Raw genomic sequence first — 22,545 nt, 5'->3', positions numbered from 1 at the left:
GGCAGGTATGCGAAGCGGCGTCGGTCGGTGAGCGTCGGCAATCGCCTCGGACGGTTGCCGACCGGGCCGCGCGGGCCCGCGAAAATCGCGGGTACCCGCTCGGCCCGGCCTCAAGCCGTGCGTCGCCAGGCGGCCGTCAGGACTCGTCGGCCTCAGGGGCCTCGTCCGCGGCCGCTTCGGCCTCGGGCTCGGCCGCCGCCGCTGCGGGAGTCAGCAGCGCGTCGAGGGCCAGGCCCTCGATGCGGCGGAAGGCCCGGCCGGGACGCGCCCGCTCCAGGACCGCCACCTCCAGGACTTCCTTGGTCAGCTCGCGGGGCGTGCCGTTGCCGCCCGAGCTGGAGAGCGCCCGCAGTGCCAGCGCGAACGCGTCGGCGAGCGGGGCCTCGAAGTCGTGGCCGTCGGCCAGGACCTCTTTCAGCTGGTCGGCGTCGCCGCCCATGGCGAGGTAGCCGGGCTCGTCGTTGATGGAGCCGTCGAAGGTGAGCCGGTAGAGCTCGTCTTCCTGGGGTCCGGTGCCGACGCCGGCGACGCAGATCTCGACCTCGAAGGGCTTGGTCTGCTCCGAGAAGATCGCGCCGAGGGTCTGGGCGTAGGCCTTGGCGAGGCTGGCGGCGTTGACGTCGCGGCGGTCGTAGGAGTAGCCGCGCAGGTCGGCCATCCGGACGCCGGCGGTGCGGAGGTTCTCGAACTCGTTGTACTTGCCGACGGCGGCGAAGCCGATGCGGTCGTAGAGCTCGTAGACCTTGTGCAGGGCCGAGGAGACGTTCTCGGCGACCAGGAGGACGCCGTCGGCGCAGGAGAGCACCACGACGTTGCGGCCGCGGGAGATGTTCTTGCGGGCGAACTCGGCCCGGTCCCGCATGATCTGCTCGGGACTGGTGTAGAACTGCATGGCCATGTCCGGCTCCTCTCCTTATCCGTAGGGGTTCTCGGTGCGGGCCGCGATCACCGTGCGGGCGACGTCGGCCACGACGGCCTCGTCGATCCGCTTGGAGCCTTCGGCGGTGGCGGTCATGACCACGGGGTAGAGGTCGCGGGTCGGGTCGGGTCCGCCGGTGGCGGAGTCGTCGTCGGCCGCGTCGTAGAGCGATTCGACGGCGATCTTGACGGCTTCGTCGGTGCCGATGTCGCGCCGGTAGCGCTTCTTGAGGGAGCTCTTGGCGAACATGGAGCCGGAGCCGATGGAGTCGAAGTCGCGCTCGGCGTAGATGCCGCCGACGACGTCGAAGCTGTAGATCTTGCCGGCTTCCTCGATGGAGTCGGCGTCGACGTCGAACCCGGCGAAGAGGGGGACGACGGCGAGGCCCTGGAGGGCGATGCCGAGGTTGCCGCGCAGCATGGTGGCGAGGCGGTTGGCCTTGCCGTTCAAGGTGAGCGGGGCGCCTTCGATCTTCTCGTAGTGCTCGAGTTCGAGCTGGTAGAGCTTGACCAGTTCGATGCCGAGGCCGGCGGTGCCGGCGATGCCGACGAGCGAGTAGCCGTCGGCCGGGAAGACCTTCTCGATGTCGCGGCTGGAGATGTAGTTGCCCATGGTCGCGCGGCGGTCGCCGGCCATGACGACGCCTTCGGCGGTGCGCAGGGCGACGATGGTGGTGGCGTGGGCGCTGACGGCGGCGAAGTCGCCGGGCGGCAGGGGTCTGCGCCCCGGCAGCATTTCGGGTGCCACCTGCATGAGGAACTCCGAGAAGGAGGAGGTTCCAGCCGTCATATACGCGTTGGGCAGTTTGCCTGGGAATCCTTGACCTGTCACGACATGACCTCCCTAGTCCTCTATTTAGAAAATGCGCCGGCAGAAACGCGGCTGGCCGCTTCGGACCCGCGGGGCCGAGGGGCTTGGGTGGGGCAAGGCCCCCGATGCGCCTCTAGGCGTCGCACCAGGTGGCCCTACACCGGCAGGGGGGCTGCTACTGGCCGCCCTTTTGCACGAACGAGCGGACGAATTCCTCGGAGTTGGTCTCCAGGACTTCATCGATCTCGTCGAGCAGGTCGTCTACTTCTTCGGTGATGGCTTCGTGGCGTTCGGCGATCTCGGGGTCTACAGCGGCCTCGGTGGCCTCGGCATCTGCTTCCTGCCGCGACCGCTGTGACTGCGACTGCCCGCCGGAGTCCTTCGCTGCCATAGGTGTTCCCTTCTACCTCGACGGTGCCTAAACCGTACCGCGAGAGTACGACAGCACGCCAGGTACGACGCTGCACTGCTGTGCTTTATTCCCGCGGACGAACCATGCGCCTCAGTCGGCGGTGATGATGTCCAGGAGGTCCTTGGCGGCCTCGCAGCGCTCGAACAACTCTCCCACATGGGCTTTGGTTCCCTTTTCAGGCTCCATCATGGGCACTCGCACGAGCGAGTCCGCGCCGACGTCGAAGATGACGGAGTCCCAGGAGGCCGCGACGACCTCGGAGGGGTACCGGGCGAGGCAGCGGCCGCGGAAGAACGCGCGGGTGTCGCTGGGCGGCTCGGTCATCGCGTTGATGATCTCGGTGTCGGTGAGGAGGCGCTTCATCTTGCCGCGGGCGACGAGGCGGTGGTAGAGGCCCTTCTCGGGGCGCACGTCGTGGTACTGCAGGTCGATGGCCTGGAGTTTCGCGGCGCCCCAGTCGAGGTTCTCGCGCTCGCGGTAGCGGTTGAGCAGCGAGAGCTTGGCGGGCCAGTCGAGCATGTCGGCCAGTTCCAGGGGGTCGCGGGCCAGCGCGTCGAGCACGTACGCCCACTGGTCGAGGACCTCGCGGGTGTCGGGGTCGGCGTCGGCGCCGCAGTAGGCCTCGGCCTGCTCCAGCATGGACTGCTGGAGTTCGATGGCGGTGAGGCGCTTGCCGTTGCGCAGCTCGATCTTGTGCCTGAGGGTGGGGTCGTGGCTGACGGCGCGGAGTTCGGCGACGGGCTCGCTGATGGCGAGCGAGCCGTCGAAGGCGCCGGATTCGATCATCGCCAGCACGATGGAGGCGGTGCCGACCTTGAGGAAGGTGGCGTACTCGGCGAGGTTGGCGTCGCCGATGATGACGTGGAGGCGGCGGTAGCGCTCGGCGTCGGCGTGCGGCTCGTCGCGGGTGTTGATGATGGGCCGCTTCAGGGTGGTCTCAAGGCCGACTTCGACTTCGAAGAAGTCGGCGCGCTGGGAGATCTGGAAGCGGTGCTCGGAGGCGTCCTGGCCGATGCCGATGCGTCCGGCGCCGCAGTAGATCTGGCGGGTGACCAGGAACGGCGTGAAGTGGGCGACGATGTCGGCGAAGGGGGTCTGGCGCGACATGAGGTAGTTCTCGTGCGCGCCGTAGGAGGCGCCCTTGTTGTCGGTGTTGTTCTTGTAGAGGTTGATCGGACCGATGCCGGGGGTGTGGGCCGCGCGGAGGGCGGCTTCGGCCATGGTCATCTCGCCGGCCTTGTCGAACAGGACGATCTCGCGCGGGTTGGTGACCTCGGGGGTCGAGTACTCGGGGTGCGCGTGGTCGACGTAGAGGCGGGCGCCGTTGGTGAGGATGACGTTGGCGAGCCCGGAGTCCTCGTCGGCGAGGTTCTCGGCCGGGTCGTAGAGGGCCCCGGTGTAGGTGAAACCGCGCGCGTCGCGCAGGGGGGTCTCCTCCTCGTAGTCCCACCGGGCCCGGCCGCCCTTGGAGAGCTCGGGGCGGGCGGCGTAGGCGTTGACGATCTGCGAGGAGGTCACCATCGGGTTGGCGCCCGGCTGGCCCGGCACGGAGATCCCGTATTCGATCTCGGTGCCCATAATGCGGCGTACGGTCATGCTCTCGAGCCTAGTCCCTTCAGGCGCGGCGGCGCTCCCTCCGATCGGAGACGTTTGGATTTCCGGGCCGCCGAGTCTCGCGCCGTTCAGGTTCTGGGTCCTCATGGCGACCGGTTACCCGGTGCCGCGCGGTCTGACACGTTCATGGGTGCGCCGATCGGCCGGCGTGGTGCCGCCGGCCGATCGAGGCGTGCTTCCTATTCGCTCCAGGCTGCGCTACAGGTACTGACCGGTGTTCGACACGGTGTCGATGCTGCGGCCGGAGTCGGGGCCCTTGCCGGAGACGAGCGTGCGGATGTAGACGATCCGCTCGCCCTTCTTGCCGGAGATGCGGGCCCAGTCGTCGGGGTTGGTGGTGTTGGGGAGGTCCTCGTTCTCGCGGAACTCGTCGACTGTGGAGTCGATGAGGTGGCTCAGCCGGATGCCCTTGGACTGGTGCGTCAGGAAGTCCTTGATGGCCATCTTCTTGGCCCGCGCGACGATGTTCTCGATCATCGCGCCGGAGTTGAAGTCCTTGAAGTAGAGCACTTCCTTGTCGCCGTCGGCGTAGGTGACCTCGAGGAAGCGGTTCTCGTCCACTTCGGAGTACATCCGCTCGACGACCGCCTGGATCATCGACTGCACGGTGGCGTCGCGGTCCTTGTCGTGCTCGGCGAGGTCGTCGTCGTGCAGCGGCAGGGTCGTGGTGATGTACTTCGAGAAGATGTCCTTCGCCGACTCGGCGTCGGGCCGCTCGATCTTGATCTTGACGTCCAGGCGGCCGGGCCGCAGGATCGCCGGGTCGATCATGTCCTCGCGGTTCGAGGCGCCGATGACGATGACGTTCTCCAGGCCCTCCACGCCGTCGATCTCCGACAGCAGCTGGGGGACGATGGTGTTCTCGACGTCGGAGGAGACGCCCGATCCGCGGGTGCGGAATATTGAGTCCATCTCGTCGAAGAAGACGATGACGGGCATGCCCTCGCTGGCCTTCTCACGGGCCCGCTGGAAGACCAGGCGGATGTGCCGCTCGGTCTCGCCGACGTACTTGTTCAGCAGCTCGGGGCCCTTGATGTTGAGGAAGTAGCTCCGGCCGGAGGCCTCCTCGCCGCGCATCTCGGCGACCTTCTTGGCCAGCGAGTTGGCGACGGCCTTGGCGATGAGCGTCTTGCCGCAGCCGGGAGGGCCGTAGAGCAGGATGCCCTTCGGCGGGCGCAGCTCGTGCTCGCGGAAGAGGTCGGCGTGGAGGAACGGCAGTTCCACCGCGTCCCGGATCATCTCGATCTGACCGTCGAGGCCGCCGATGTCGTAGTAGTCGACGTCGGGGACCTCTTCGAGGACGAGTTCTTCGACCTCGCTCTTCTGGATACGCTCGTACGCGTACCCGGCGCGCGGCTCGATCATGACCGAGTCGCCCGCGCGCAGGGGGCCGTTGATGAGGGCCTCGGAGAGCAGCACGACCCGCTCTTCGTCGGCGTGGCTGGTCACCAGCGCGCGGTCCGGAGGACTGCCGTCGGTGGTCTCGATGAGCTCTTTGAGCGTCACGACCTCGCCGATGCGCTCGTAGTCGAGCACCTCGACCACGTTCATGGCGTCGTTGAGCAGGACTTCCTGGCCGCGTTCGAGCTCTTCGACGTCGATCGACGGCGCGAGCGAGACGCGGAACTTCCTCCCGGAGGTGAAGACGTCGACAGTGCCGTCCTCACGGGCGCCCAGGAATACGCCGTAGCCGGACGGCGGTTGTGCGAGCCGGTCGATCTCCTCTTTCAGTGAGACGATCTGCTCGCGGGCCTCCTTCAAGGTGGCCACGAGCCGCTCGTTCTGCTCCGACAGGCGGTCGATCTGGGATTGGGCTGCGGCGAGCCGCTCCTCCAGAATGTGCATGTGTCGGGGCGTTTCGGTGAGACGGCGTCGCGCCGCGGCCAGTTCTTCCTGGAGCTCTTCGACCTGTCCAGACAGTTCGTCGTGCTCTGAGCCCTGGCCCAGGTTCTGTCGACGGTCATCGTTGCTTCGTGCCACGGGTCACACCTCCCAGGAGATGGTTTTCTTACTCCAACCGTAGCTGGCTGGGGAGGCCAATAGTAAGACTCGACACCGACATTGGTCCACCATCTTGAGTTCATTTAATCTGGGGGACATGGCTGAGGAACGTGAACTCGAGGTATCGATCGACCAGGACGCCTGCACCGGCGACGGGCTCTGCGTGCAGTACGCGCCCTCGGTCTTCGAGTTCGACATCGACGGGCTCGCCTACGTGAAGGATTCTGACGGTGAGCTGTTGACTACGGCCGGTTCGCAAGTCAACGTGCCCGAACACCTGCGCCTGGACATCGTGAACGCGGCCCACGACTGCCCGGGCGAGTGCATCTACGTCCGCGACAGGCGGGACAAGACGGCCGTCGCCGGCCCCGGCGCGGACGACTAGCGGGAACGGGATTCGGGCGGGTGACGCGATCGCGTCACCCGCCCGAATCCCGTTTCGGCACTTGCAGAGTCGTGAATCCGACTCAGAATGTGACCGGATCGTTACGAACCGGCGGCGTCGTCCTCAGTGGCCCGCAGCGCCTCGGTCGCGCGGGCCTCGGCCTCGGCGGCGATCCGCTCCTTGCGCTCGCGCAGCGCCTGCTGCCCCTTCGAGGGCTTCAGCTTCCGCATCGGCGCCACGGTCCCCGGGGCGAGCTTGCGGGCGGTGATCAGGAAGGCGGTGTGGGCGATCATGCGGTGGTCCGGGCGCACCGCCAGGCCCTCGAGGTGCCAGCCGCGGATGAGCGACTCCCAGGCCGCCGGCTCGGTGAAGGTCTTGCGCTCCCGCAGGGCCTCCACGAGCTCCGACATCTGCGTGGTGGTGGCGACGTACCCGATGAAGACCCCGCCGGGCCGCAGGATGCGCTCCACAGTGTCCAGCACGTCCCACGGCGAGAGCATGTCGAGCACGACCCGGTCGACCGGCTCGAGGTCGGCCTCGGCCACGTCCCCCACCGTCAGCGTCCAGTGCTCGGGCACCTCGCCGTAGTAGCCCCTGACGTTCTCCTCGGCGATCTTCGCGAAGTCCTCGCGCAGCTCCCACGAGTAGACGTGCCCCTGGGGGCCGGTGGCCCGCAGCAGCCAGTTCGTCAGCGCGCCCGAGCCCGCACCGGCCTCCACGACCCGCGAACCGGGGTAGATGTCGCCGAACGTGAGGATCTGCGCAATGTCCTTGGGGTAGATGACCTGGGCGCCGCGGCGCATCGACAGGCCGTAGTCCGGCAGGAGCGGGCGCAGCGCCAGATAGGCCGTGCCGCCCTCCGTGGTGACCGTGACGCCGTCGGGCTTGCCGATGAGGTCGTCGTGGAAGAGCCTGCCCCGGTGGGTGTGGAACGCGCCGCCTTCCGCGAGGGTGATCGTGGCCATGCGGCCCTTCGCGTCGGTCAGCTGGACGCGGTCGCCCGGCCCCAGCAGGTCAAATGCCACTTAGGTGAACTCCTTGCTCATGACGGCTCTCAGGCGGCGTCGCGTTGCTCATTGCACGGCACGCGGGCGTCGCCCGGGCCCGATAGGTCCGACGCATCTTAACGGAGGGCTTTGACCACGTCGGCGGTGTAGAGCAGCCCTGTCAGGCGGCCCTCATCGACGACGAAGAACCGCTCCGCGCCGCTCTTGCCGATCACGTCCACCAGCGCCTGGCCCTTGAGATCGGACCGCAGGCCGGGGACCTGCCCGGCCGAGCGCAGCAGACCGGCCAGGGGCATCGCGGCCACCTGGTCGGCGGGGACGGCCTCGGCGGCGGCGTGGTCGAGGACGCCGACCGGCTTGCCGTCGACGGCGACGATCTCGCGCCCGTTCGCGGCGCTCAGCGCCTCCCCCAGCGTCGCCGAGGCGGGCACGAGGACGATCGGGCGGGCCAGCAGTGCGGCGTCGAGCGCTTTGACCCGCGGGCCCATGCGGGCGGCGCGGATCGCGCTGGTCGCACCGCGCCACAGCTCGAACGCCACGAATATGAGGAGGATCAGGCCGAACGCGGAGAACCAGTTCGAGGCGTACAGCCACAGGCCCGCCGCCAAGGTGCCCACGGCGACGACCCGCCCGGCCCAGCCCGCGACGCGGAACCCGGTCCAGCGGTCGCCGGTGGCGGCCCAGATCCCCGCCTGGAGGGCCTTGCCGCCGTCGAGCGGCAGCCCCGGGAGCAGGTTGTAGACGGCGACGAGGAGGTTGGCGACGCAGATCTGGAAGGCGAACTGCCAGATGAGCGAGCCCGGTTCGGTGAGGAAGAGCCCGGCGAGGCCGATGCCGCCGAGGACGGCGGAGACGGCCGGTCCGGCGAGCGCGATCGCGGCGGCCGTCCCGGGCCTGGGTGCCTCGCGGTCCATCTCGGTGAAGCCGCCGAGCGCGTCGAGGTTGATCCGGCGCACGCCGATGCCCGCGCGCAGGCTCACGAGGGCGTGGCCGAGCTCGTGGAGGAACACCGAGACGAGGAGGGTGACGGCGAAGAGGGCCGCGACGAGGAGTGCGGCGCCGGTGCCCAGGCCGGGGACCGAGCGCTGCACGATCGGGGCGTACACGACTACGACCACCGCGGCCAGGAGCAGCCACGTGTAGCCGAGGGTGACGGGGATGCCTTTGAAGCGGACGAGGGTGAATCCGGATCGGCGGAAGGCCAGCGTGTTTGCAGTCGACATCGGCCGCAATGCTACGCGCCCGCCCGCGCGGCGGGTCTTCGGAACCGCTGGGGCGGGCGCGCTTGAGAGGATTCCGATCTCAAGCGGGGCGGACCTTGAACGCGTAGGTCTTGTAGGGCATCGCGAAGGCGTCCTTGCCGCGGAGGTCGGGGTGGGTGTCGGCGACTTCGTCGACGACGGCGAGGATGCGTGCCCGCTGGGCGTCGTCGGCGGTGAGGTAGTAGGAGCGGGACTGCACGAGGCGGCGCAGGCCGGCCCGGTCGAGGGGCATGTCGTGGCGGAAGACGCGGTGCTCGGGTTCGCCGAAGCCGCTCCCGAAGTAGCCGGGCTCGGTGGCGGCGAGGGCGTCGCGTTCGCCTTGGGAGGAGCCGATGGCCTCGGTGAGGGCGCCGACCCAGGGGGTGTCGTCGTCGCGGACGTTCCAGATGGGGGCGAGGAGGCCGTCGGGGCGCAGGACGCGGCGGATCTCGGGGAGGGCGCGTTCGCGGTCGAACCAGTGGAAGGCCTGCCCGGCGGTGACGATGTCGGCGCTGGCGTCGGGCAGCGGGAGCGCCTCGGCGGCTCCGGCGTGGGCGGCGGCGAGTCCGGGACTGGCGGCCGTGAGCTTGGCGCGCATCCGGTCGTCCGGTTCGACGGCGGTGACGCGGTGGCCTTGCGCGATGAGGCCGCGGGTGAGCAGGCCGGTGCCGGCGCCGAGGTCGACGATGTCCCGCGGGGCGTCGCCGGCCTGCCAGCGGAGCGCTTCGGCGGGGTAGGTGGGGCGGACGGCGTCGTAGAGGTCGGCGGCGGGGCCGAAGGAGCGTGCGGCGTTCGCGTCGGTGGTCATACCCCAAACGGTACACGCGTTATGTTTGATTGGGGATGCGGCCGGGTGCGGCGGATCGGGATGTCGGCGGTGCGTCATATGCTCAAGGGATGTCAGCCACCCGTCCGACTCAGCTCTCCCCTTCGCGCGCCGGGGATTTCAAGCAGTGCCCGCTGCTGTACCGGTTCCGGGCGGTCGACCGCCTGCCGGAGCCGCCGTCGAAGGCGCAGGTGCAGGGCACGCTCGTGCACTCGGTGCTCGAGCGGCTGTACGAGCTGGACGCCGGGCGGCGCACGCCGCGGCAGGCGCTCGCGATGATCGAGCCGGAATGGGCGAAGCTGCAGGCCTCGGGCGAGTACGCGGCGCTGTTCGAAGGGCTCGACGACGAGTCGGACTGGCTGCGGAACGTGCGGCGCCTGGTCGAGACGTACTTCGCGATGGAGGACCCGCAGCGGCTCCAGCCGCACCGCACCGAGTGCCTGGTGACGACGACCCTCGACGACGGCACCTCGCTCAAGGGGTTCATCGACAGGGCGGACGTCAACCCGGCCGGCCTCGTGCGCCTCGTCGACTACAAGACGGGGAAGCGCCCGCCGGACCGGTTCGCGGACAAGGCGCTGTTCCAGATGAAGTTCTACGCCCTCGTGTGGTGGCGGACCAGGGGCACGGTGCCCACCTTGCTGCGCCTCATGTACCTCGGGGACGGGCAGATGCTCGACTACTCCCCCAACGAGCGCGAGCTGGAAGGCTTCGAGAAGACCCTCAAGGCACTGTGGTCGGTGATGCGCGAGGCGATCGCCACCGGCGACTTCCGGCCGCAGAAGTCCAAGCTGTGCGGCTGGTGCGCGCATCAGGCGCTGTGCCCCGAATTCGGCGGCGAGCCGCCGGCGTACCCGCTGCCGACGGTGCTGCCGGGCCTGGCGATGCCCGTGGACGAGCTGCCGGGGGACGGCACTCCTCCTCCCTGAGTCGTACCCGCGGATCATTCTCGCGTTCGATGAAACGGGCGGGAACGGCGGATACGGTGTAGAGCGTGCACGCCGCCTCCACTTTCACACGCTTGCGCCGCTGGTTCCACGAGCGCCCGCTCCCTGCGGACACGCTCTTCGCCGCGGCGCTCTTCGTCACGTACGCGGGCACGCTCGCCGTGGTGTTCGACGCCGCGGACACGCCGGCGCAGTTCGGGTTGCGGGAGACCGGCATGCTCGCCCTCGCCTTGGCGCCCATCGCCTTGCGCCGCAAGTGGCTGTGGCTGGCAGTGATGGGGACGCTGGCGGCGCTCATCGCAGCGATCGTGTTCGATCAGCCCTGGCTGGTCGGCGACAACGGCATCACCTGGCTGGTCCTGACCTACACGGCCGCGGCGCACCGCCCCCTGCCGCGCGCCCTCGTCCTCGCCGGAGCGGTGTGGATGCCGGTGACCCTCTCGGTGCTCCTCTACTTCTGGCCCGTGTACTCCGGCGAGACCGCCACCGGCGGGGCCGTGATCACACTGCTGAACCTGGCCATGGCGGCGACCGCCTGCTTCGTCGGCTCGGTCATGCGCAGCCGGCGCCGCAAGTTCACCGAGCTCTCCGAGCGCGCCCGGTTCGCCGAGGAGCGGCAGGAGGCGCTCGCGGCCCAGGCCGTCGCGGACGAGCAGCGGCGCATCGCCCGGGAGCTGCATGACGTGGTGGCCCACCACATCTCGGTCATCGGCGTCATGTCCGAAGGGGCCAAGCGGGTCCTGCGCCACGACCCCGAGGCGGCCGAGGAGGCGCTCACCACGGTGAACCAGACCGCGCGCACCGCGCTGCGGGAGATGCGGGACATCCTCACCGTGCTGCGCCAGGGGCGCGACGAAGGCGGCAGCGCCGACCTCGAACCGCAGCCTACAGTGGACTCGCTGCGGGCGCTGGTGGCGCAGACCAAGGACGCCGGCCTGCCGGTGCGCTACACCGTCCGCGGCGAGGAGTACCCGCTGCCGACGGGTGTGAGCCTGGCGGTCTACCGCATCGCCCAGGAGGCCCTCACGAACACCATCAAGCACGCCGGGCCGCAGGCCAGGGCCGGCGTCGTGGTCGACTACGGCGACACCGAGTTCCGCATCTCCGTGGGCGATTCCGGGCACGGCGCGCCCGTCGTCTCGGGGTTCTCCGGCGGCCACGGCCTCATCGGCATGCGGGAGCGCGCCACGCTCTACGGCGGCTCCCTCGAAGCCGGGCCCCGGCCCGGCGGCGGCTACCTCGTCGAGGCCCGCTTCCCCAAGAACGCCCACCTCCAGGGAGTCACACGTTGAACGACCGGCCGATCCGCCTCCTCCTCGCCGACGACCAGCAGCTGCTGCGCGCGGGCTTCAAGATGGTCCTCGGCGCCGAGACCGACATCGACATCGTCGGTGAGGCCGGCGACGGCGTCGAGGCCTTCGACCTCACCAGGCGGCTGGTCCCCGACGTCGTGCTCATGGACATCCGCATGCCCCGCCGCGACGGCGTCGCGGCCACGGCCGACATCGTGCAGGCCAACCTGCCCACCCGGGTCCTCGTGCTCACCACGTTCGACCTGGACGAGTACGTCGTCGGGGCGCTGCGGGCCGGCGCCGCGGGGTTCCTCACCAAGGACGCACCCGCCGCGGACCTCGTCGAGGCCATCCGCACCGTCCACAGGGGCGGCGCGGTCGTCGCCCCGCACATCCTCTCGACCCTCCTGGGGCGCTTCGCCGCCCACCGGGGCAGCGACGGCGACGCCAAGCCCGCGATCGTCGACTGCCTGACCGCCCGCGAGCAGGAAGTGCTGCTGCTCTTGGCGAAAGGCCTCACGAACGCCGAGATCGCCGAGACCCTCCACGTCGGTGAGACCACCGTGAAGACCCACGTCGGCCACCTGCTCACCAAGCTCGGCGTCCGCGACCGCGTCCAGGCCGTCGTCCTCGCCTACGAGAGCGGCCTGGTCAAGCCCGGCAGCACCGACTGATCGTCCTACTCGGGTACCGGCGCCTCCGCCTCTCGACGTAGACGAAGACCGTCCGCGAAGCGGATGCGCCCGCGCTCAGCGTCCAATATCGTCGAACGTGGCGATGAGCACCACGACGCCGAATGACATCATGTATGATGTCACAATCAGGCGAGTCGACGTCATCTTTCGTCGGTCCTCTGAAACAACGACTTCGCGGGCGGCGTCTCGCGAATCAGGAAACCACAACACCGATATCCCTCGGCACATCGACACCTTCACCGAAAGCGAGAGCGTCGTGTCCACCACATCCCCCGTCAAGACCACCGCCGTATCAGCCGAAGGCCTCTGGAAGGCCTACGGCATGGGCGAGGCCCAGGTCATCGCCCTCCGCGACGTCTCGGTCCAGTTCGAATCCGGCGCGTTCACCGCCATCATGGGCCCCTCCGGCTCCGGCAAGTCCACCCTCATGCACTGCCTCGCCGGCCTCGACACCACCGACCGCGGCACCGTCCACATCGGCGGCACCGCCGTCACCGGCCTGAACGACAAGGCCCTCACCAAGCTCCGCCGCGACAAGATCGGCTTCATCTTCCAGCAGTTCAACCTGCTCCCGACCCTCACGGCGGAAGAGAACATCACCCTCCCCGCGGCCATCGCCGGGGCCAAGGCCGACCCGGCCTGGCTCGACCAGATCATCAAGACCCTCAATCTGGCCGACCGCCTCTCACACAAGCCCACCGAGCTCTCGGGCGGCCAGCAGCAGCGCGTCGCCTGCGCCCGCGCCCTCGCCACCCGCCCCGACGTGGTCTTCGCCGACGAGCCCACCGGCAACCTCGACACCCGCTCCGGCGCCGAAGTGCTCCGCTTCCTGCGCACCAGTGTGGACGACTTCGGCCAGACCATCGTCATGGTCACCCACGACCCGTCCGCCGCCGCCTACGCCGACCGCGTGGTCTTCCTCGCGGACGGCCAGATCGTCGAGGACATGTCCGAACCGACCGCAGACAAGGTCATCGACAAGATGAAGCACTTCGAAGAGCTCGTCGCCGCCGCCCAAGGGGAGCACGCCTAACCATGTTGCGCGCCACCCTCAAGGGCATGGCGAGCCGCAAAGCCCGCCTCGTCCTCACCAGCCTCGCCGTCGTCCTCGGCACGATGTTCGTCGCCGCCGCGATGGTCCTGACCGCCACCATGGAGAAGTCCGTCGCCGGCGTCATCGCCGACGCCTACACCGGCGTCGACGCCGTCGTCACCCGTGACGCCGAAAGCGGGGGCATGGGCGGTCCCGGCAACCCCGCCGCCATGGCGATCCCCGCCGACATCCTCGAGCAGGTCCGCGCCACCGACGGCGTCGACCGCGCTGACGGCGCCGTCGAAGGCCAGGTCAAGGCCATCGGCGACGACGGCAAGCTCGTCGGCACCTTCGCCCCCACCATCGGCCTCAACTGGGCCTCCGGTGAGGGCCAAGGCGACTACATCGAAGTCCGCGACGGCCGCGGTCCCGAGGCCGACGGTGAAGTCGCCGTCTCCGCCAAGTTCGCCGCCGACTCCGGATTCACCGTCGGCGACAGCGTCACGGTCTACTCCGACACCGTCAACCGCGAAGACGCCGTCGACTACGAGATCGTCGGCATCTACGGCCTCTCCGGTGACCGCGACTCGCTCGCCGGCGAGACGCAGATCGCCTTCAGCACCGGCGACGCCCAGCGCCTCCTCACCGGCGGCGAAGACGTCTACACCTCCATCTACGTGTACGGCGACGCCGTCGACACCGACGCCATCGCCGCCGCGGTCGGCAGCGACTTCAAAGTCCAGACCGGCGAGGAGGCCAGCGAGGCCGCCGCGCAGGGCTTCGCCGTCGTCTCCGACTTCATGGGCTACATCTTCCTCGGCTTCGGCCTCGTCGCGGTGTTCGTGTCGATCTTCCTGATCATCAACACCTTCACCATCATCGTCTCCCAGCGCCAGCGCGAACTCGCGCTGCTGCGCGCCATCGGCGCCGGACGCGGCCAGGTGGTCCGCTCGGTCCTCACCGAAGCGCTCATCATCGGCATCGGCGCCTCCGTCATCGGGTTCGGGCTCGGGTTGCTGCTCGGCTGGGGACTGTCGGAAGTGGTCAGCTCGACCATGATGGGCGGCCTGCCCGTCCGACTGCTCATCCCCGCGACCACGCTGTGGGCGCTGGCCGTAGGCATCGGCGTCACCGTGCTCTCGGCGCTGCTGCCGGCCGTCAAGGCCTCCAGCGTCCCGCCGGTCGCAGCGATGCGAGAGGCTGTCAACCCGCCGAAGCCCTTGCGGGGCATCACTATCGCCGGAGGGACCGTCTTCCTCGCCGGTGCGGTGCTGCTCGCGTTCGGGTTGACGGACAACCTCGGCGGCGAGAAACTCACCGGCATCCTCGTCGGCGTCGGCATCGCGTTCGTGGGCGTCACCATGCTCACGCCCATCTTGTCGCGACCGCTCGTGGCGCTCCTCGGCGCGGTCATGTCGTGGTCGTTCTCGGGTCGACTCGGCAAGCTCAACGCCGGGCGCAACCCGCGGCGCACCGCGATCACCGCCTCGGCGCTCATGATCGCCGTCGCGCTCATCACCGGTATCGCCACACTCGTCTCCAGCATCAAGTCGACCACCGCCGAAGCGCTCGATCTCAACCTCGACTCGGATCTCATCGTCTCGGGTGCGCAGGGCGGGGCGAGCATCCCCTCGTTCTCGCCGCAGAAGGTCGAGGAGATCCGGGCCCTGCCCGAGGTCGAGGAGGTCGGCGATCTCTACGCGGACTTCTCCAACACCAAGGTGAACGGTGAAGAGGCCGTGCTCTCGTCCAGTTCGGATCTGGAAGCGGCGCTCGCGGTCGTCGGCGGCACCGTCGCCGACGGCTCGGTCAGCGACCTGGCCGCCGACGCGGTCGTTGTCGACGAGGGCACCGCGGAGGACCGCGGGGTCGCCGTCGGCGACACGGTCGACGTGACCTTCTCTGACGGCACCACCGAGCCGCTGCGCATCGCCGCGCTTCTCGAGGGCTACGACCTCACCAACGGCTGGTGGGTCTCGCCTGCGCAGGTCGAGCACTTCATGGTGCAGAAGCCGATGCAGGCGTACATCGCGGTCGCTGACGGCGCCGACGTCGCCGCAGTCCAGGACGAGGTCCACGAGATCCTCAGGGATGAGCCGGAAGTGGGCGTCACCAACAACGCCGAATTCGTCGAGCAGCAGACCGGGGGCCTGGACACGATCCTCGCGGCAGTACAGATCCTGCTTGCGCTGGCGATGATCATCGCCGTCATCGGCGTGGTGAACACGCTGGTCTTGTCGGTCCTCGAACGCACTCGGGAACTGGGGCTCCTTCGCGCGGTCGGCATGACCCGCGGGCAGGTGCGGCGGATGATCACCGTCGAGAGCGTCATCATCTGCGTGTTCGGTGCGGTCCTGGGCATCGCAGTCGGCATCGGCCTCGGCTGGACCGTGCAGCAGGCGCTCGAGGAGGAGGGCCTGGCGAACTTCGCGCTCCCTTGGGGCCTCATCGTCACGTACCTTGTCGCGGCCGTGGTCGTAGGACTGCTCGCGGCGATCGCCCCTGCGGCCCGCGCGGCGAAGCTCAATGTGCTGGGCGCCATCGCCTACGAATAGCTCTTTTCCGGAAACCAGGTGAGGGGCGGCGTCTTCTGACGCCGCCCCTCCCGTCTGCCCGGGGACGGCCGGAAGGCCGAGACGGGGGCCGCTTCGGGCTCCGTCTTTCGGCCGACCCCGCTCGGCGCGCTCCGCCTCGGGGAGGACGGAACTCCGGCCCGCGGACCGAAGCGGACGGAAGCGGTGCTCAATAGCCTTGTGGGAACAGGAAAGACACCCGATCAGAAAGGCGCTCCCGTGCCACTCAGCACTCCCCACGCCCCGCAGCAGACCCACGGTCTGCAGCAGCCCCACAGCCGCGCCGCCGTCACCGCCACCGGCCTGTGGCGCGCATACGGCTCGGGCGAGGCCCAGGTCGTGGCCCTGCGCGATGTGTCCGTGGCATTCGCCTCCGGCCGGTTCACCGCCATCATGGGCCCTTCGGGCTCGGGCAAGTCCACGCTCATGCACTGCCTCGCCGGCCTCGACACCACCGACCGCGGCACCGTCGACATCGGCGGCACGGTCATCACGGGTCTGAACGACAAGGCCCTCACCAAGCTCCGCCGCGACAAGATCGGCTTCATCTTCCAGCAGTTCAACCTGCTCCCGACCTTGACGGCGGAGGAGAACATCCTTCTTCCGGCCTCCATCGCGGGCGCGAAGGCCGACCCGGCGTGGATCAGCCAGATCATCCGCACCCTCGACCTCCAGGAACGCTTGTCGCACAAGCCGACCGAGCTCTCGGGCGGCCAGCAGCAGCGCGTCGCCTGCGCCCGCGCCCTCGCCACCCGCCCCGAAGTCGTCTTCGCCGACGAGCCCACCGGCAACCTCGACACGCGCTCCAGCGGCGAGGTGCTGGGGTTCCTGCGCAAGTCCGTCGACGACTTCGGGCAGACCATCGTCATGGTCACCCACGACCCGTCCGCGGCCGCCTACGCCGACCGCGTCGTGTTCCTCGCGGACGGCCAGATCGTCCGTGACCTCGACAAGCCCACCACCGACGCCGTCATCGACACGATGCGCGGCTTCGAGACCCGCGTCCCGCTCGCCGGAGAGGCCGCCTGACCCCATGCTCCGCGCCGCACTCAAGGGCATGGCGGCCCGCAAGGCCCGCCTCGCCCTGACCAGCATCGCCGTCATCCTCGGCTCGGCGTTCATCGCCGCCGCGCTGGTCCTCACCGCCTCCATCCAGACCACCGTCAACGACCTCAACGGCACCGACTACGCCGGGGCGGACGTCCTCGTCCGCCCCCTCGAACCCGAGTCCCGCGCCGACCGCCTCGTCCGCGAAGGCGTCTCCGCCGAGACCAAGGCCGCCATCGAGGCGACCGACGGCGTCGGCGAGGTCACCACCACCGTCTCGTGGATGGTCAACGCCATCGGCGACAACGGCAAGATCGTCGGCGGCCTCTCCCCCACCATCGCCGTCAACTGGGGCGACACCTCCGCCGAGCGCCATCTGCGCGACGGCCGCGCCCCCGAGACCGACCGCGAAGTCGCCGTCTCGGCGAAGTTCGTCACCGACGCCGGGCTCGGCATCGGCGACACCGTCACCGCCTACTCCGCGACCACCGAGCGGACCGAATACGCCATCGTCGGCGTCTACGGCTACCCGGGCGGACGCGACTCCGAGGCCGGCACCACCGAACTCGCATTCACCACCGCCGAGGCCCAGCGCCTCGTCTTCGCCGGCGAGGACGCCTACTCGATGGTCGCCGTCAGCGCCGCCGAAGGCACCAGCACCGACGAGCTGCTCGCCGCCCTCGAGCCGGTCATCGGCGCCGAGTCCGAGGCGATCACGTTCGACGACTACACCGCGGAGGTCAGCGCCCAGACCGCCGAGGCCACCGACCTCATCGGAAAGTTCCTCCTCGGCTTCGGCGGCATCGCCGTGTTCGTCTCGATCTTCCTCATCGCCAACACCTTCTCGATCGTCATCGCCGGGCGCCTCAAGGAGATCGCGATGATGCGCGCCATCGGCGCCGGCCGCGGCCAGATCGTGCGCTCGGTCCTCGCCGAAGCGCTCCTGCTCGGCACGCTCGCCGCCGTCGTCGGCACCGCCGTCGGCATCGCGGGCGGCGCGGGCCTGACCTCAGTGGTCGCCAACATGATCCTCGACGCGGGCCAGACGTCCCTGACGATCCCGCCGATGGCGTTCGTCGCCGCGCTGGCCGTCGGCATCGGCGTCACCGTCCTGTCCGCACTTGTGCCCGCCGTGCGCGCCTCGAAGGTCCCGCCGGTCGAAGCGATGCGCGAAGCCGTCAAGGCCGACAAGCCGACCACCGCGCTCACCGTCACCGGGTTCATCGTCACCGCCCTCGGTGCTGCGGCGATGGTCTTGGGGCTCACCGAGAACCTCGGCGGCGACACCCCGAACCTGGCCGGGGCGGCCATCGGCGCCGGAGCGGTCTTCATCGGCGTCACGCTCCTGACGGCGTGGCTGTCCAAACCGCTCGTCGGCGTGCTCGGGCTCCTGTGGTCGTGGAGCTTCGCCGGGAAGCTCGGGCGGCGGAACGCGAGCCGCAACCCGCGGCGCACCGCCGTCACCGCGGCGGCGCTCATGATCGGCGTGACGCTCGTGACCGCCACCGCGACCCTGCTCACCAGCGTCAAGGCCAGCATCAACGAGCAGCTCGGCGAGGACATCAAAGCCGAACTGATCGTCTCCGGGCCGATCACCGCCTCCGTCGCGCCGTCGTTCGACCCGGCGCTCATGGACGACCTCCGCGCCGTCGACGGCGTCGATGCCGCCGTCGAGCTCTACCTCGACTTCAGCGACATCAACGGCACCGAGCAGCGCGTCTACGCCAGCAGCGACATCCCCGGCGGCATCGGCCTCTACAGCGGCGAGTTCGTCGAAGGCGACGCCGCCGGCCTCGCCGACGACGAGGTCATCGTCAACGAATCCGCCGCGAAGGATCTCGGCGTCGGCATGGGCGACACCGTGACCGCGACCTTCAGCCGCGGCACCGAAGCGCGCGAGTTCACCGTCGCGGGCATCCTCGTCGACAACGAGAACACCGACGGCTGGTACGTCTCCCCCGCCTACACCGACGAGTTCTACACGATCCGGCCGACCTCGGCCGTGGTCGACGTGGCCGACGACGGCGACATCGCAGCCGTCACCGCCGACGTCGACGACCTCCTCGCCAATGAGCCCGAGGTCAGCGTGCAGAACCAGGAGGAGTTCGCCTCGCAGGTCACCGTGTTCTACGACTTCGCGATCATCGCGATCCAGCTGCTCCTCGGCCTGGCGATGATCGTGGCCGTGATCGGCGTGATCAACACGCTGATCCTCTCGGTCCTCGAACGCACCCGCGAGCTCGGGATGCTCCGCGCGATCGGCATGACCCGCGGCCAGACCACCCGCATGATCACCGTCGAGAGCGTCACCATCGCCCTGTTCGGCGCGGTCCTCGGCATCGGCACGGGCCTCGTCCTGGGCTGGGCGCTCCAGGTCGCGCTGGCCGACACCGGCGTCGAGGTCTTCCAGATCCCGACCGCCCTCATCGCCGGGTACCTCGTCGCGGCCGTCCTCGTCGGACTCCTCGCCGCGATCGCCCCGGCCGTGCGGGCCTCCAAGGTCAACATCCTGAACGCGATCTCCTACGAATAGCGTTCCACCGCAAGGAAACCAATGAGGGCCGCCCCGGAAGGGGCGGCCCTCAACGTTGTGCGCCGGTCAGCCGGCGGCCTTGTAGGTGCCCGCTTCGAGCGCCTCCATGTCCTCCAGTTCGACGCCCTTGGTCTCCTTGATCATCTTGCCCACGAAGAAGAAGGAGATCAGCGCGAACGCGGCGTAGAGGCCGTACGCCAGGAACAGGCCGGTCTGCGCGAGCTCGGGGAACGTGACGGTGATGAGCCAGTTCGAGATCCACTGCGCGGCCGCGGCGACGCCGAGCGCGGAGGCGCGGATCCGGTTGGGGAACATCTCCCCGAGGAGCACCCACACGACCGGGCCCCAGGTGAACGCGAACCCGAACACGAACACGTTCGCCGCGATCAGCGCGATGACGCCCTGGGCGTCGCCGAGCACCGGGTTGTTCTCCGCGTCCACATTCGCCGTGGCGAAGATGACGGCCATCGTGCCGAGCGCGATGAACATCAGCATCGAGCCCCACATCAGGAGCTTCTTGCGTCCCACCCGGTCCACGAGGTAGATCGCGAGGACCGTACCGGCGATGTTCACGAGCGAGTTGATGACGCTCGTCAAGAACGCGTCGTTCTCGCTGAACCCGACCGTCTGCCACAGCGAGGTCGAGTAGTAGAAGATGACGTTGATGCCGACGAACTGCTGGAACATCGACAGGAAGATGCCCACCCACACGATCGGCAGGAGCCCGAAGCGCGGACCCCGCACGTCGGAGATCCGCGGCGGGCGGTCGCTGTGGAGCGACTCCCGGATCTCCACGATCTTCGTGTCGACGTCGCCGCCGACGTACTTCACCAGGATCTCCTTGGCCCTGTCCTCCTGGTGCTTCGCCACGAGATACCGCGGCGACTCGGGGATGTTGAGCGAGCACATGAAGTACACGAACGCCGGCACCGCGGCCGCGGCGAACATCCACCGCCACGCCGTTCCGCCCCAAGGAACCTCCCCGCTCGCGCCGCCCGCCGAAGCCTGGATACCGTAGTTCACCAGCAGCGCCGAGAAGATGCCGAGCACGATCGCGAACTGCTGCAGCGAACCGAGCCTTCCGCGCAGGTGCGCCGGCGCGATCTCGGCGATGTACGCGGGCGCGATGACGCTCGCCGCACCGATCGCCAGACCACCGGTCACTCGCCAGACGGTCAAGTCCACCGGGCCTGTCGCCAGGGCGCTGCCCAGCGAGGTGATGAAGAAGATGACCGCGGCGAGCATCATGACCCGCGGGCGCCCGAACTTGTTCGCGAGCGACCCCGCGAACCAGGCGCCGACCGCGCAACCGAGGAGCGCCGAGGAGACGACCACGCCGGTCTCGACCGAGCCGATGCCCCACTGGACCTCGAGCGCGCCGGTGGTCCCGTTGATCACGGCCGTGTCGTACCCGAAGAGGAACCCGCCGAGAGCGGCGGCGATCGAGACGAACACCGCCGAAGCAGTGCCCACCTGGGGTGTGCCGCGTGTCAGACCCTCATTGCCCGTGGCCATCATTCACTCCCGCTGCCGACTCGAACCGGTACCACACGTCACGAAATCCTAAGCCGGATTCGCCCTGTAGGTCACTGATTGCCGCAATCGGCCGGCCTATCCGGGAGGGCTGCGATCAACCGGAAAGCCCCTCGTCGATCCGCACGTCGAGGGCCCGCAGCATCCGCGCCAAGGCGATGTACGTCGCCCCGGTGACCGTGAGCTCGGTCTGCTCGGCCGGGCTGAAGCAGGCATCGAGCGCGGCGTCGTCACGAGGAGCGCCGGCCCCGAGGTGCTCCGCGTATCCGAGCACCGCCCGCTGCGGCGCGCTGAAGCAGTCGGACTCGCTCCACCGGTCGAGCGCTGCGAGCTGCTCGGCGTCCAGACCGGAGTCGGCGGCCATCGGAAGGTGATGCGCCAGTTCGTATGGGGAGTCCTCGAGCTGGGCGATCCGGCAGATCATCAACTCCCGCAGCCCGCGCGACACCGCGGCGTCGAACCGCAGCGCATGGATGAGGTCGAGCACCGGCGCCAGCAGTGCCGGCGCATGCGCGAGTGCCCGATGCAGGTTGATCGGATCCCGTCCAACGGCCGCCAGCCGCCGCGAAGCCGATGGCGGCAGTCCTGTGCCAGGAAGACGCGAAACTGAATCTCTGTGCATTACTGTGACCTAACTAACTTGTGACGCCCGCTACGTGCTATCCAGCGATGTGGGACAATACAGGGAGGGCATGTACCCCAGTCGACGAGCCTGCAACGGAGGAGGCCACGTGAGCACATTTTTCAGCGTCGTAGGCGCGATCGGAATCGCGATCGTCCTGGTGACCGTTTCGCTACTGACATTCCTGGTGACAGGGGCGATCTTCGGAATCGGAGTCGGTGTGGCGAAAGTGAGAGACGCGCTCTCGACTTCTTCCTGAATCAGAGCATGAAAAAAGGCCCCCACCGTGAGGTGGGGGCCTTTCATATTAAGTAAATGTTTGGCGGTGTCCTGCTCTCCCACACCCTCTCGAGTGCAGTACCATCGGCGCTGGAAGCCGTAACGACCGGGTTCGGAATGGGACCGGGTGTGTCACTTCCGCTCTCACCACCAAACAAACCATTGAACAACAGGTCTGTTTCGGCGATCAAGCAACCCGCAACCACACACAGCATGGTGGTGTCGGGTGCGTTCGAGCCAACCGTGTTGTCTCAGAATCGCATAGTGTGCGTGAATGTCTTATCAACGTTTCCATCATCCATAACCGTGGTTATAGGTTAAGTTCTCGGCGGTTAGTACCCGTCCACTCCACGCCTTGCGACGCTTCCATGTCGAGCCTATCAACCCCGTCATCTACAGGGCGCCTCACCAGCATAACTGCTGACAGAGATCTCATCTCGAAGCACGCTTCCCGCTTAGATGCTTTCAGCGGTTATCGCTCCCGAACGTAGCCAACCAGCCATGCCCCTGGCGGGACAACTGGCACACCAGCGGTTCGTCCATCCCGGTCCTCTCGTACTAGGGACAGCCCTTCATCAAATCTCTTACGCGCGCGGCGGATAGGGACCGAACTGTCTCACGACGTTCTAAACCCAGCTCGCGTGCCGCTTTAATGGGCGAACAGCCCAACCCTTGGGACCAACTCCAGCCCCAGGATGCGACGAGCCGACATCGAGGTGCCAAACCATCCCGTCGATATGGACTCTTGGGGAAGATCAGCCTGTTATCCCCGGGGT

20 protein-coding genes and 2 rRNA genes are annotated in these 22,545 nt (G+C 68.6%); 9 read left to right on the top strand and 13 right to left on the bottom strand.

The window, feature by feature from the left end; translation table 11 throughout:
- Nucleotides 1-136: 136 nt before the first annotated feature.
- From prcA to arc, 5 genes are all read right to left on the bottom strand, one after another.
- Entirely contained in the window at nucleotides 137-898 is a 762-nt protein-coding gene (gene prcA / locus AB0I03_RS03995; RefSeq protein ID WP_360406019.1) for a proteasome subunit alpha, read from the bottom strand.
- 15 nt (nucleotides 899-913) lie between these two features.
- Nucleotides 914-1,708, bottom strand: a complete 795-nt coding sequence (gene prcB / locus AB0I03_RS03990) for a proteasome subunit beta (protein WP_360406016.1) — start codon at nucleotides 1,706-1,708, stop codon at nucleotides 914-916.
- Between the two features lie 196 nt (nucleotides 1,709-1,904).
- Entirely contained in the window at nucleotides 1,905-2,120 is a 216-nt protein-coding gene (locus AB0I03_RS03985) for a ubiquitin-like protein Pup (protein WP_030155908.1), read from the bottom strand.
- Between the two features lie 111 nt (nucleotides 2,121-2,231).
- The gene (dop, locus tag AB0I03_RS03980) at nucleotides 2,232-3,737 is read right to left on the bottom strand and encodes a depupylase/deamidase Dop (RefSeq protein ID WP_360406013.1); all 1,506 of its coding nucleotides are present in this window, start codon (nucleotides 3,735-3,737) and stop codon (nucleotides 2,232-2,234) included.
- Nucleotides 3,738-3,953: 216 nt separating this feature from the next.
- Nucleotides 3,954-5,735 carry a proteasome ATPase gene (gene arc / locus AB0I03_RS03975; protein ID WP_360406010.1) on the bottom strand — a complete coding sequence of 594 codons (1,782 nt, stop codon included), beginning with the start codon at nucleotides 5,733-5,735 and terminating at the stop codon, nucleotides 3,954-3,956.
- A gap of 109 nt (nucleotides 5,736-5,844) precedes the next feature.
- Here arc and AB0I03_RS03970 point away from each other — a divergent pair, with 109 nt between their 5' ends.
- Nucleotides 5,845-6,141 carry a ferredoxin gene (locus AB0I03_RS03970; protein ID WP_353895574.1) on the top strand — a complete coding sequence of 99 codons (297 nt, stop codon included), beginning with the start codon at nucleotides 5,845-5,847 and terminating at the stop codon, nucleotides 6,139-6,141.
- A 101-nt stretch (nucleotides 6,142-6,242) separates the two neighbouring features.
- Here the strand turns inward: AB0I03_RS03970 and AB0I03_RS03965 are convergent, their stop codons facing one another.
- The 3 genes from AB0I03_RS03965 to AB0I03_RS03955 all read right to left on the bottom strand — a co-directional run bounded on the left by AB0I03_RS03965 (nucleotide 6,243) and on the right by AB0I03_RS03955 (nucleotide 9,197).
- Nucleotides 6,243-7,166, bottom strand: coding sequence for a tRNA (adenine-N1)-methyltransferase (locus AB0I03_RS03965; protein WP_360406007.1), 924 nt, complete (start codon nucleotides 7,164-7,166; stop codon nucleotides 6,243-6,245).
- A 98-nt stretch (nucleotides 7,167-7,264) separates the two neighbouring features.
- Entirely contained in the window at nucleotides 7,265-8,371 is a 1,107-nt protein-coding gene (locus tag AB0I03_RS03960; RefSeq protein WP_360406004.1) for a M50 family metallopeptidase, read from the bottom strand.
- 79 nt (nucleotides 8,372-8,450) lie between these two features.
- Nucleotides 8,451-9,197 (bottom strand): class I SAM-dependent methyltransferase, encoded by a 747-nt coding sequence (locus AB0I03_RS03955; protein ID WP_360406001.1) that lies wholly within the window; start codon nucleotides 9,195-9,197, stop codon nucleotides 8,451-8,453.
- Between the two features lie 89 nt (nucleotides 9,198-9,286).
- Between AB0I03_RS03955 and AB0I03_RS03950 the strand changes: the two genes are divergently transcribed.
- From AB0I03_RS03950 to AB0I03_RS03940, 3 genes are all read left to right on the top strand, one after another.
- Complete coding sequence (locus AB0I03_RS03950; RefSeq protein ID WP_360405998.1) at nucleotides 9,287-10,144, top strand: RecB family exonuclease; 858 nt, start codon at nucleotides 9,287-9,289, stop codon at nucleotides 10,142-10,144.
- A gap of 65 nt (nucleotides 10,145-10,209) precedes the next feature.
- Nucleotides 10,210-11,454, top strand: a complete 1,245-nt coding sequence (locus AB0I03_RS03945) for a sensor histidine kinase (protein WP_360405995.1) — start codon at nucleotides 10,210-10,212, stop codon at nucleotides 11,452-11,454.
- Entirely contained in the window at nucleotides 11,451-12,128 is a 678-nt protein-coding gene (locus AB0I03_RS03940; RefSeq protein ID WP_360405992.1) for a response regulator transcription factor, read from the top strand. Before AB0I03_RS03945 ends, AB0I03_RS03940 begins: the two co-directional genes overlap by 4 nt.
- Nucleotides 12,129-12,203: 75 nt before the next feature.
- Here AB0I03_RS03940 and AB0I03_RS03935 read toward each other — a convergent pair whose 3' ends face one another.
- The gene (locus tag AB0I03_RS03935) at nucleotides 12,204-12,413 is read right to left on the bottom strand and encodes a hypothetical protein (RefSeq protein ID WP_360405989.1); all 210 of its coding nucleotides are present in this window, start codon (nucleotides 12,411-12,413) and stop codon (nucleotides 12,204-12,206) included.
- Between the two features lie 58 nt (nucleotides 12,414-12,471).
- On the opposite strand from AB0I03_RS03935, the gene AB0I03_RS03930 reads away from it, so the two are divergent.
- The 4 genes from AB0I03_RS03930 to AB0I03_RS03915 all read left to right on the top strand — a co-directional run bounded on the left by AB0I03_RS03930 (nucleotide 12,472) and on the right by AB0I03_RS03915 (nucleotide 19,335).
- The gene (locus tag AB0I03_RS03930; protein WP_360408067.1) at nucleotides 12,472-13,182 is read left to right on the top strand and encodes an ABC transporter ATP-binding protein; all 711 of its coding nucleotides are present in this window, start codon (nucleotides 12,472-12,474) and stop codon (nucleotides 13,180-13,182) included.
- Nucleotides 13,183-13,184: 2 nt separating this feature from the next.
- Nucleotides 13,185-15,737, top strand: coding sequence for an FtsX-like permease family protein (locus AB0I03_RS03925; RefSeq protein WP_360405986.1), 2,553 nt, complete (start codon nucleotides 13,185-13,187; stop codon nucleotides 15,735-15,737).
- 279 nt (nucleotides 15,738-16,016) lie between these two features.
- Nucleotides 16,017-16,784, top strand: a complete 768-nt coding sequence (locus AB0I03_RS03920; RefSeq protein ID WP_360408064.1) for an ABC transporter ATP-binding protein — start codon at nucleotides 16,017-16,019, stop codon at nucleotides 16,782-16,784.
- A 4-nt stretch (nucleotides 16,785-16,788) separates the two neighbouring features.
- On the top strand, nucleotides 16,789-19,335 hold the full coding sequence (locus AB0I03_RS03915) for an FtsX-like permease family protein (protein ID WP_360405984.1): 2,547 nt from the start codon (nucleotides 16,789-16,791) through the stop codon (nucleotides 19,333-19,335).
- 66 nt (nucleotides 19,336-19,401) lie between these two features.
- Here the strand turns inward: AB0I03_RS03915 and AB0I03_RS03910 are convergent, their stop codons facing one another.
- Nucleotides 19,402-20,850, bottom strand: a complete 1,449-nt coding sequence (locus AB0I03_RS03910) for a sugar porter family MFS transporter (RefSeq protein WP_360405982.1) — start codon at nucleotides 20,848-20,850, stop codon at nucleotides 19,402-19,404.
- 115 nt (nucleotides 20,851-20,965) lie between these two features.
- On the bottom strand, nucleotides 20,966-21,490 hold the full coding sequence (locus AB0I03_RS03905; protein ID WP_360405979.1) for a carboxymuconolactone decarboxylase family protein: 525 nt from the start codon (nucleotides 21,488-21,490) through the stop codon (nucleotides 20,966-20,968).
- A 109-nt stretch (nucleotides 21,491-21,599) separates the two neighbouring features.
- Between AB0I03_RS03905 and AB0I03_RS03900 the strand changes: the two genes are divergently transcribed.
- Complete coding sequence (locus tag AB0I03_RS03900; RefSeq protein WP_205327510.1) at nucleotides 21,600-21,749, top strand: hypothetical protein; 150 nt, start codon at nucleotides 21,600-21,602, stop codon at nucleotides 21,747-21,749.
- Nucleotides 21,750-21,807: 58 nt separating this feature from the next.
- Here AB0I03_RS03900 and rrf read toward each other — a convergent pair.
- Both rrf and AB0I03_RS03890 read right to left on the bottom strand, forming a co-directional pair.
- A 5S ribosomal RNA gene (rrf, locus tag AB0I03_RS03895) occupies nucleotides 21,808-21,924 on the bottom strand.
- Nucleotides 21,925-22,082: 158 nt separating this feature from the next.
- Nucleotides 22,083-22,545: ribosomal RNA gene (locus AB0I03_RS03890) — 23S ribosomal RNA — on the bottom strand; the annotation flags it as partial.

The sequence above is a fragment of the Glycomyces sp. NPDC021274 genome (genome assembly GCF_040641195.1).
Taxonomy (GTDB): Bacteria; Actinomycetota; Actinomycetes; order Mycobacteriales; family Micromonosporaceae; genus Glycomyces.
The sequence above is the reverse complement of the archived record's forward strand: the minus strand, read 5'-3'. Positions and strand labels throughout refer to the sequence as shown.

Coding starts and splice junctions, on each gene's coding strand:
- prcA (WP_360406019.1), bottom strand. CDS start 898: ATGGCCATGCAGTTCTACACCAGTCCCGAGCAGATCATGCGGGACCGG.
- prcB (WP_360406016.1), bottom strand. CDS start 1,708: ATGACGGCTGGAACCTCCTCCTTCTCGGAGTTCCTCATGCAGGTGGCA.
- AB0I03_RS03985 (WP_030155908.1), bottom strand. CDS start 2,120: ATGGCAGCGAAGGACTCCGGCGGGCAGTCGCAGTCACAGCGGTCGCGG.
- dop (WP_360406013.1), bottom strand. CDS start 3,737: ATGACCGTACGCCGCATTATGGGCACCGAGATCGAATACGGGATCTCC.
- AB0I03_RS03960 (WP_360406004.1), bottom strand. CDS start 8,371: ATGTCGACTGCAAACACGCTGGCCTTCCGCCGATCCGGATTCACCCTC.
- AB0I03_RS03955 (WP_360406001.1), bottom strand. CDS start 9,197: ATGACCACCGACGCGAACGCCGCACGCTCCTTCGGCCCCGCCGCCGAC.
- AB0I03_RS03950 (WP_360405998.1), top strand. CDS start 9,287: ATGTCAGCCACCCGTCCGACTCAGCTCTCCCCTTCGCGCGCCGGGGAT.
- AB0I03_RS03930 (WP_360408067.1), top strand. CDS start 12,472: ATGGGCGAGGCCCAGGTCATCGCCCTCCGCGACGTCTCGGTCCAGTTC.
- AB0I03_RS03925 (WP_360405986.1), top strand. CDS start 13,185: ATGTTGCGCGCCACCCTCAAGGGCATGGCGAGCCGCAAAGCCCGCCTC.
- AB0I03_RS03915 (WP_360405984.1), top strand. CDS start 16,789: ATGCTCCGCGCCGCACTCAAGGGCATGGCGGCCCGCAAGGCCCGCCTC.
- AB0I03_RS03910 (WP_360405982.1), bottom strand. CDS start 20,850: ATGGCCACGGGCAATGAGGGTCTGACACGCGGCACACCCCAGGTGGGC.
- AB0I03_RS03905 (WP_360405979.1), bottom strand. CDS start 21,490: ATGCACAGAGATTCAGTTTCGCGTCTTCCTGGCACAGGACTGCCGCCA.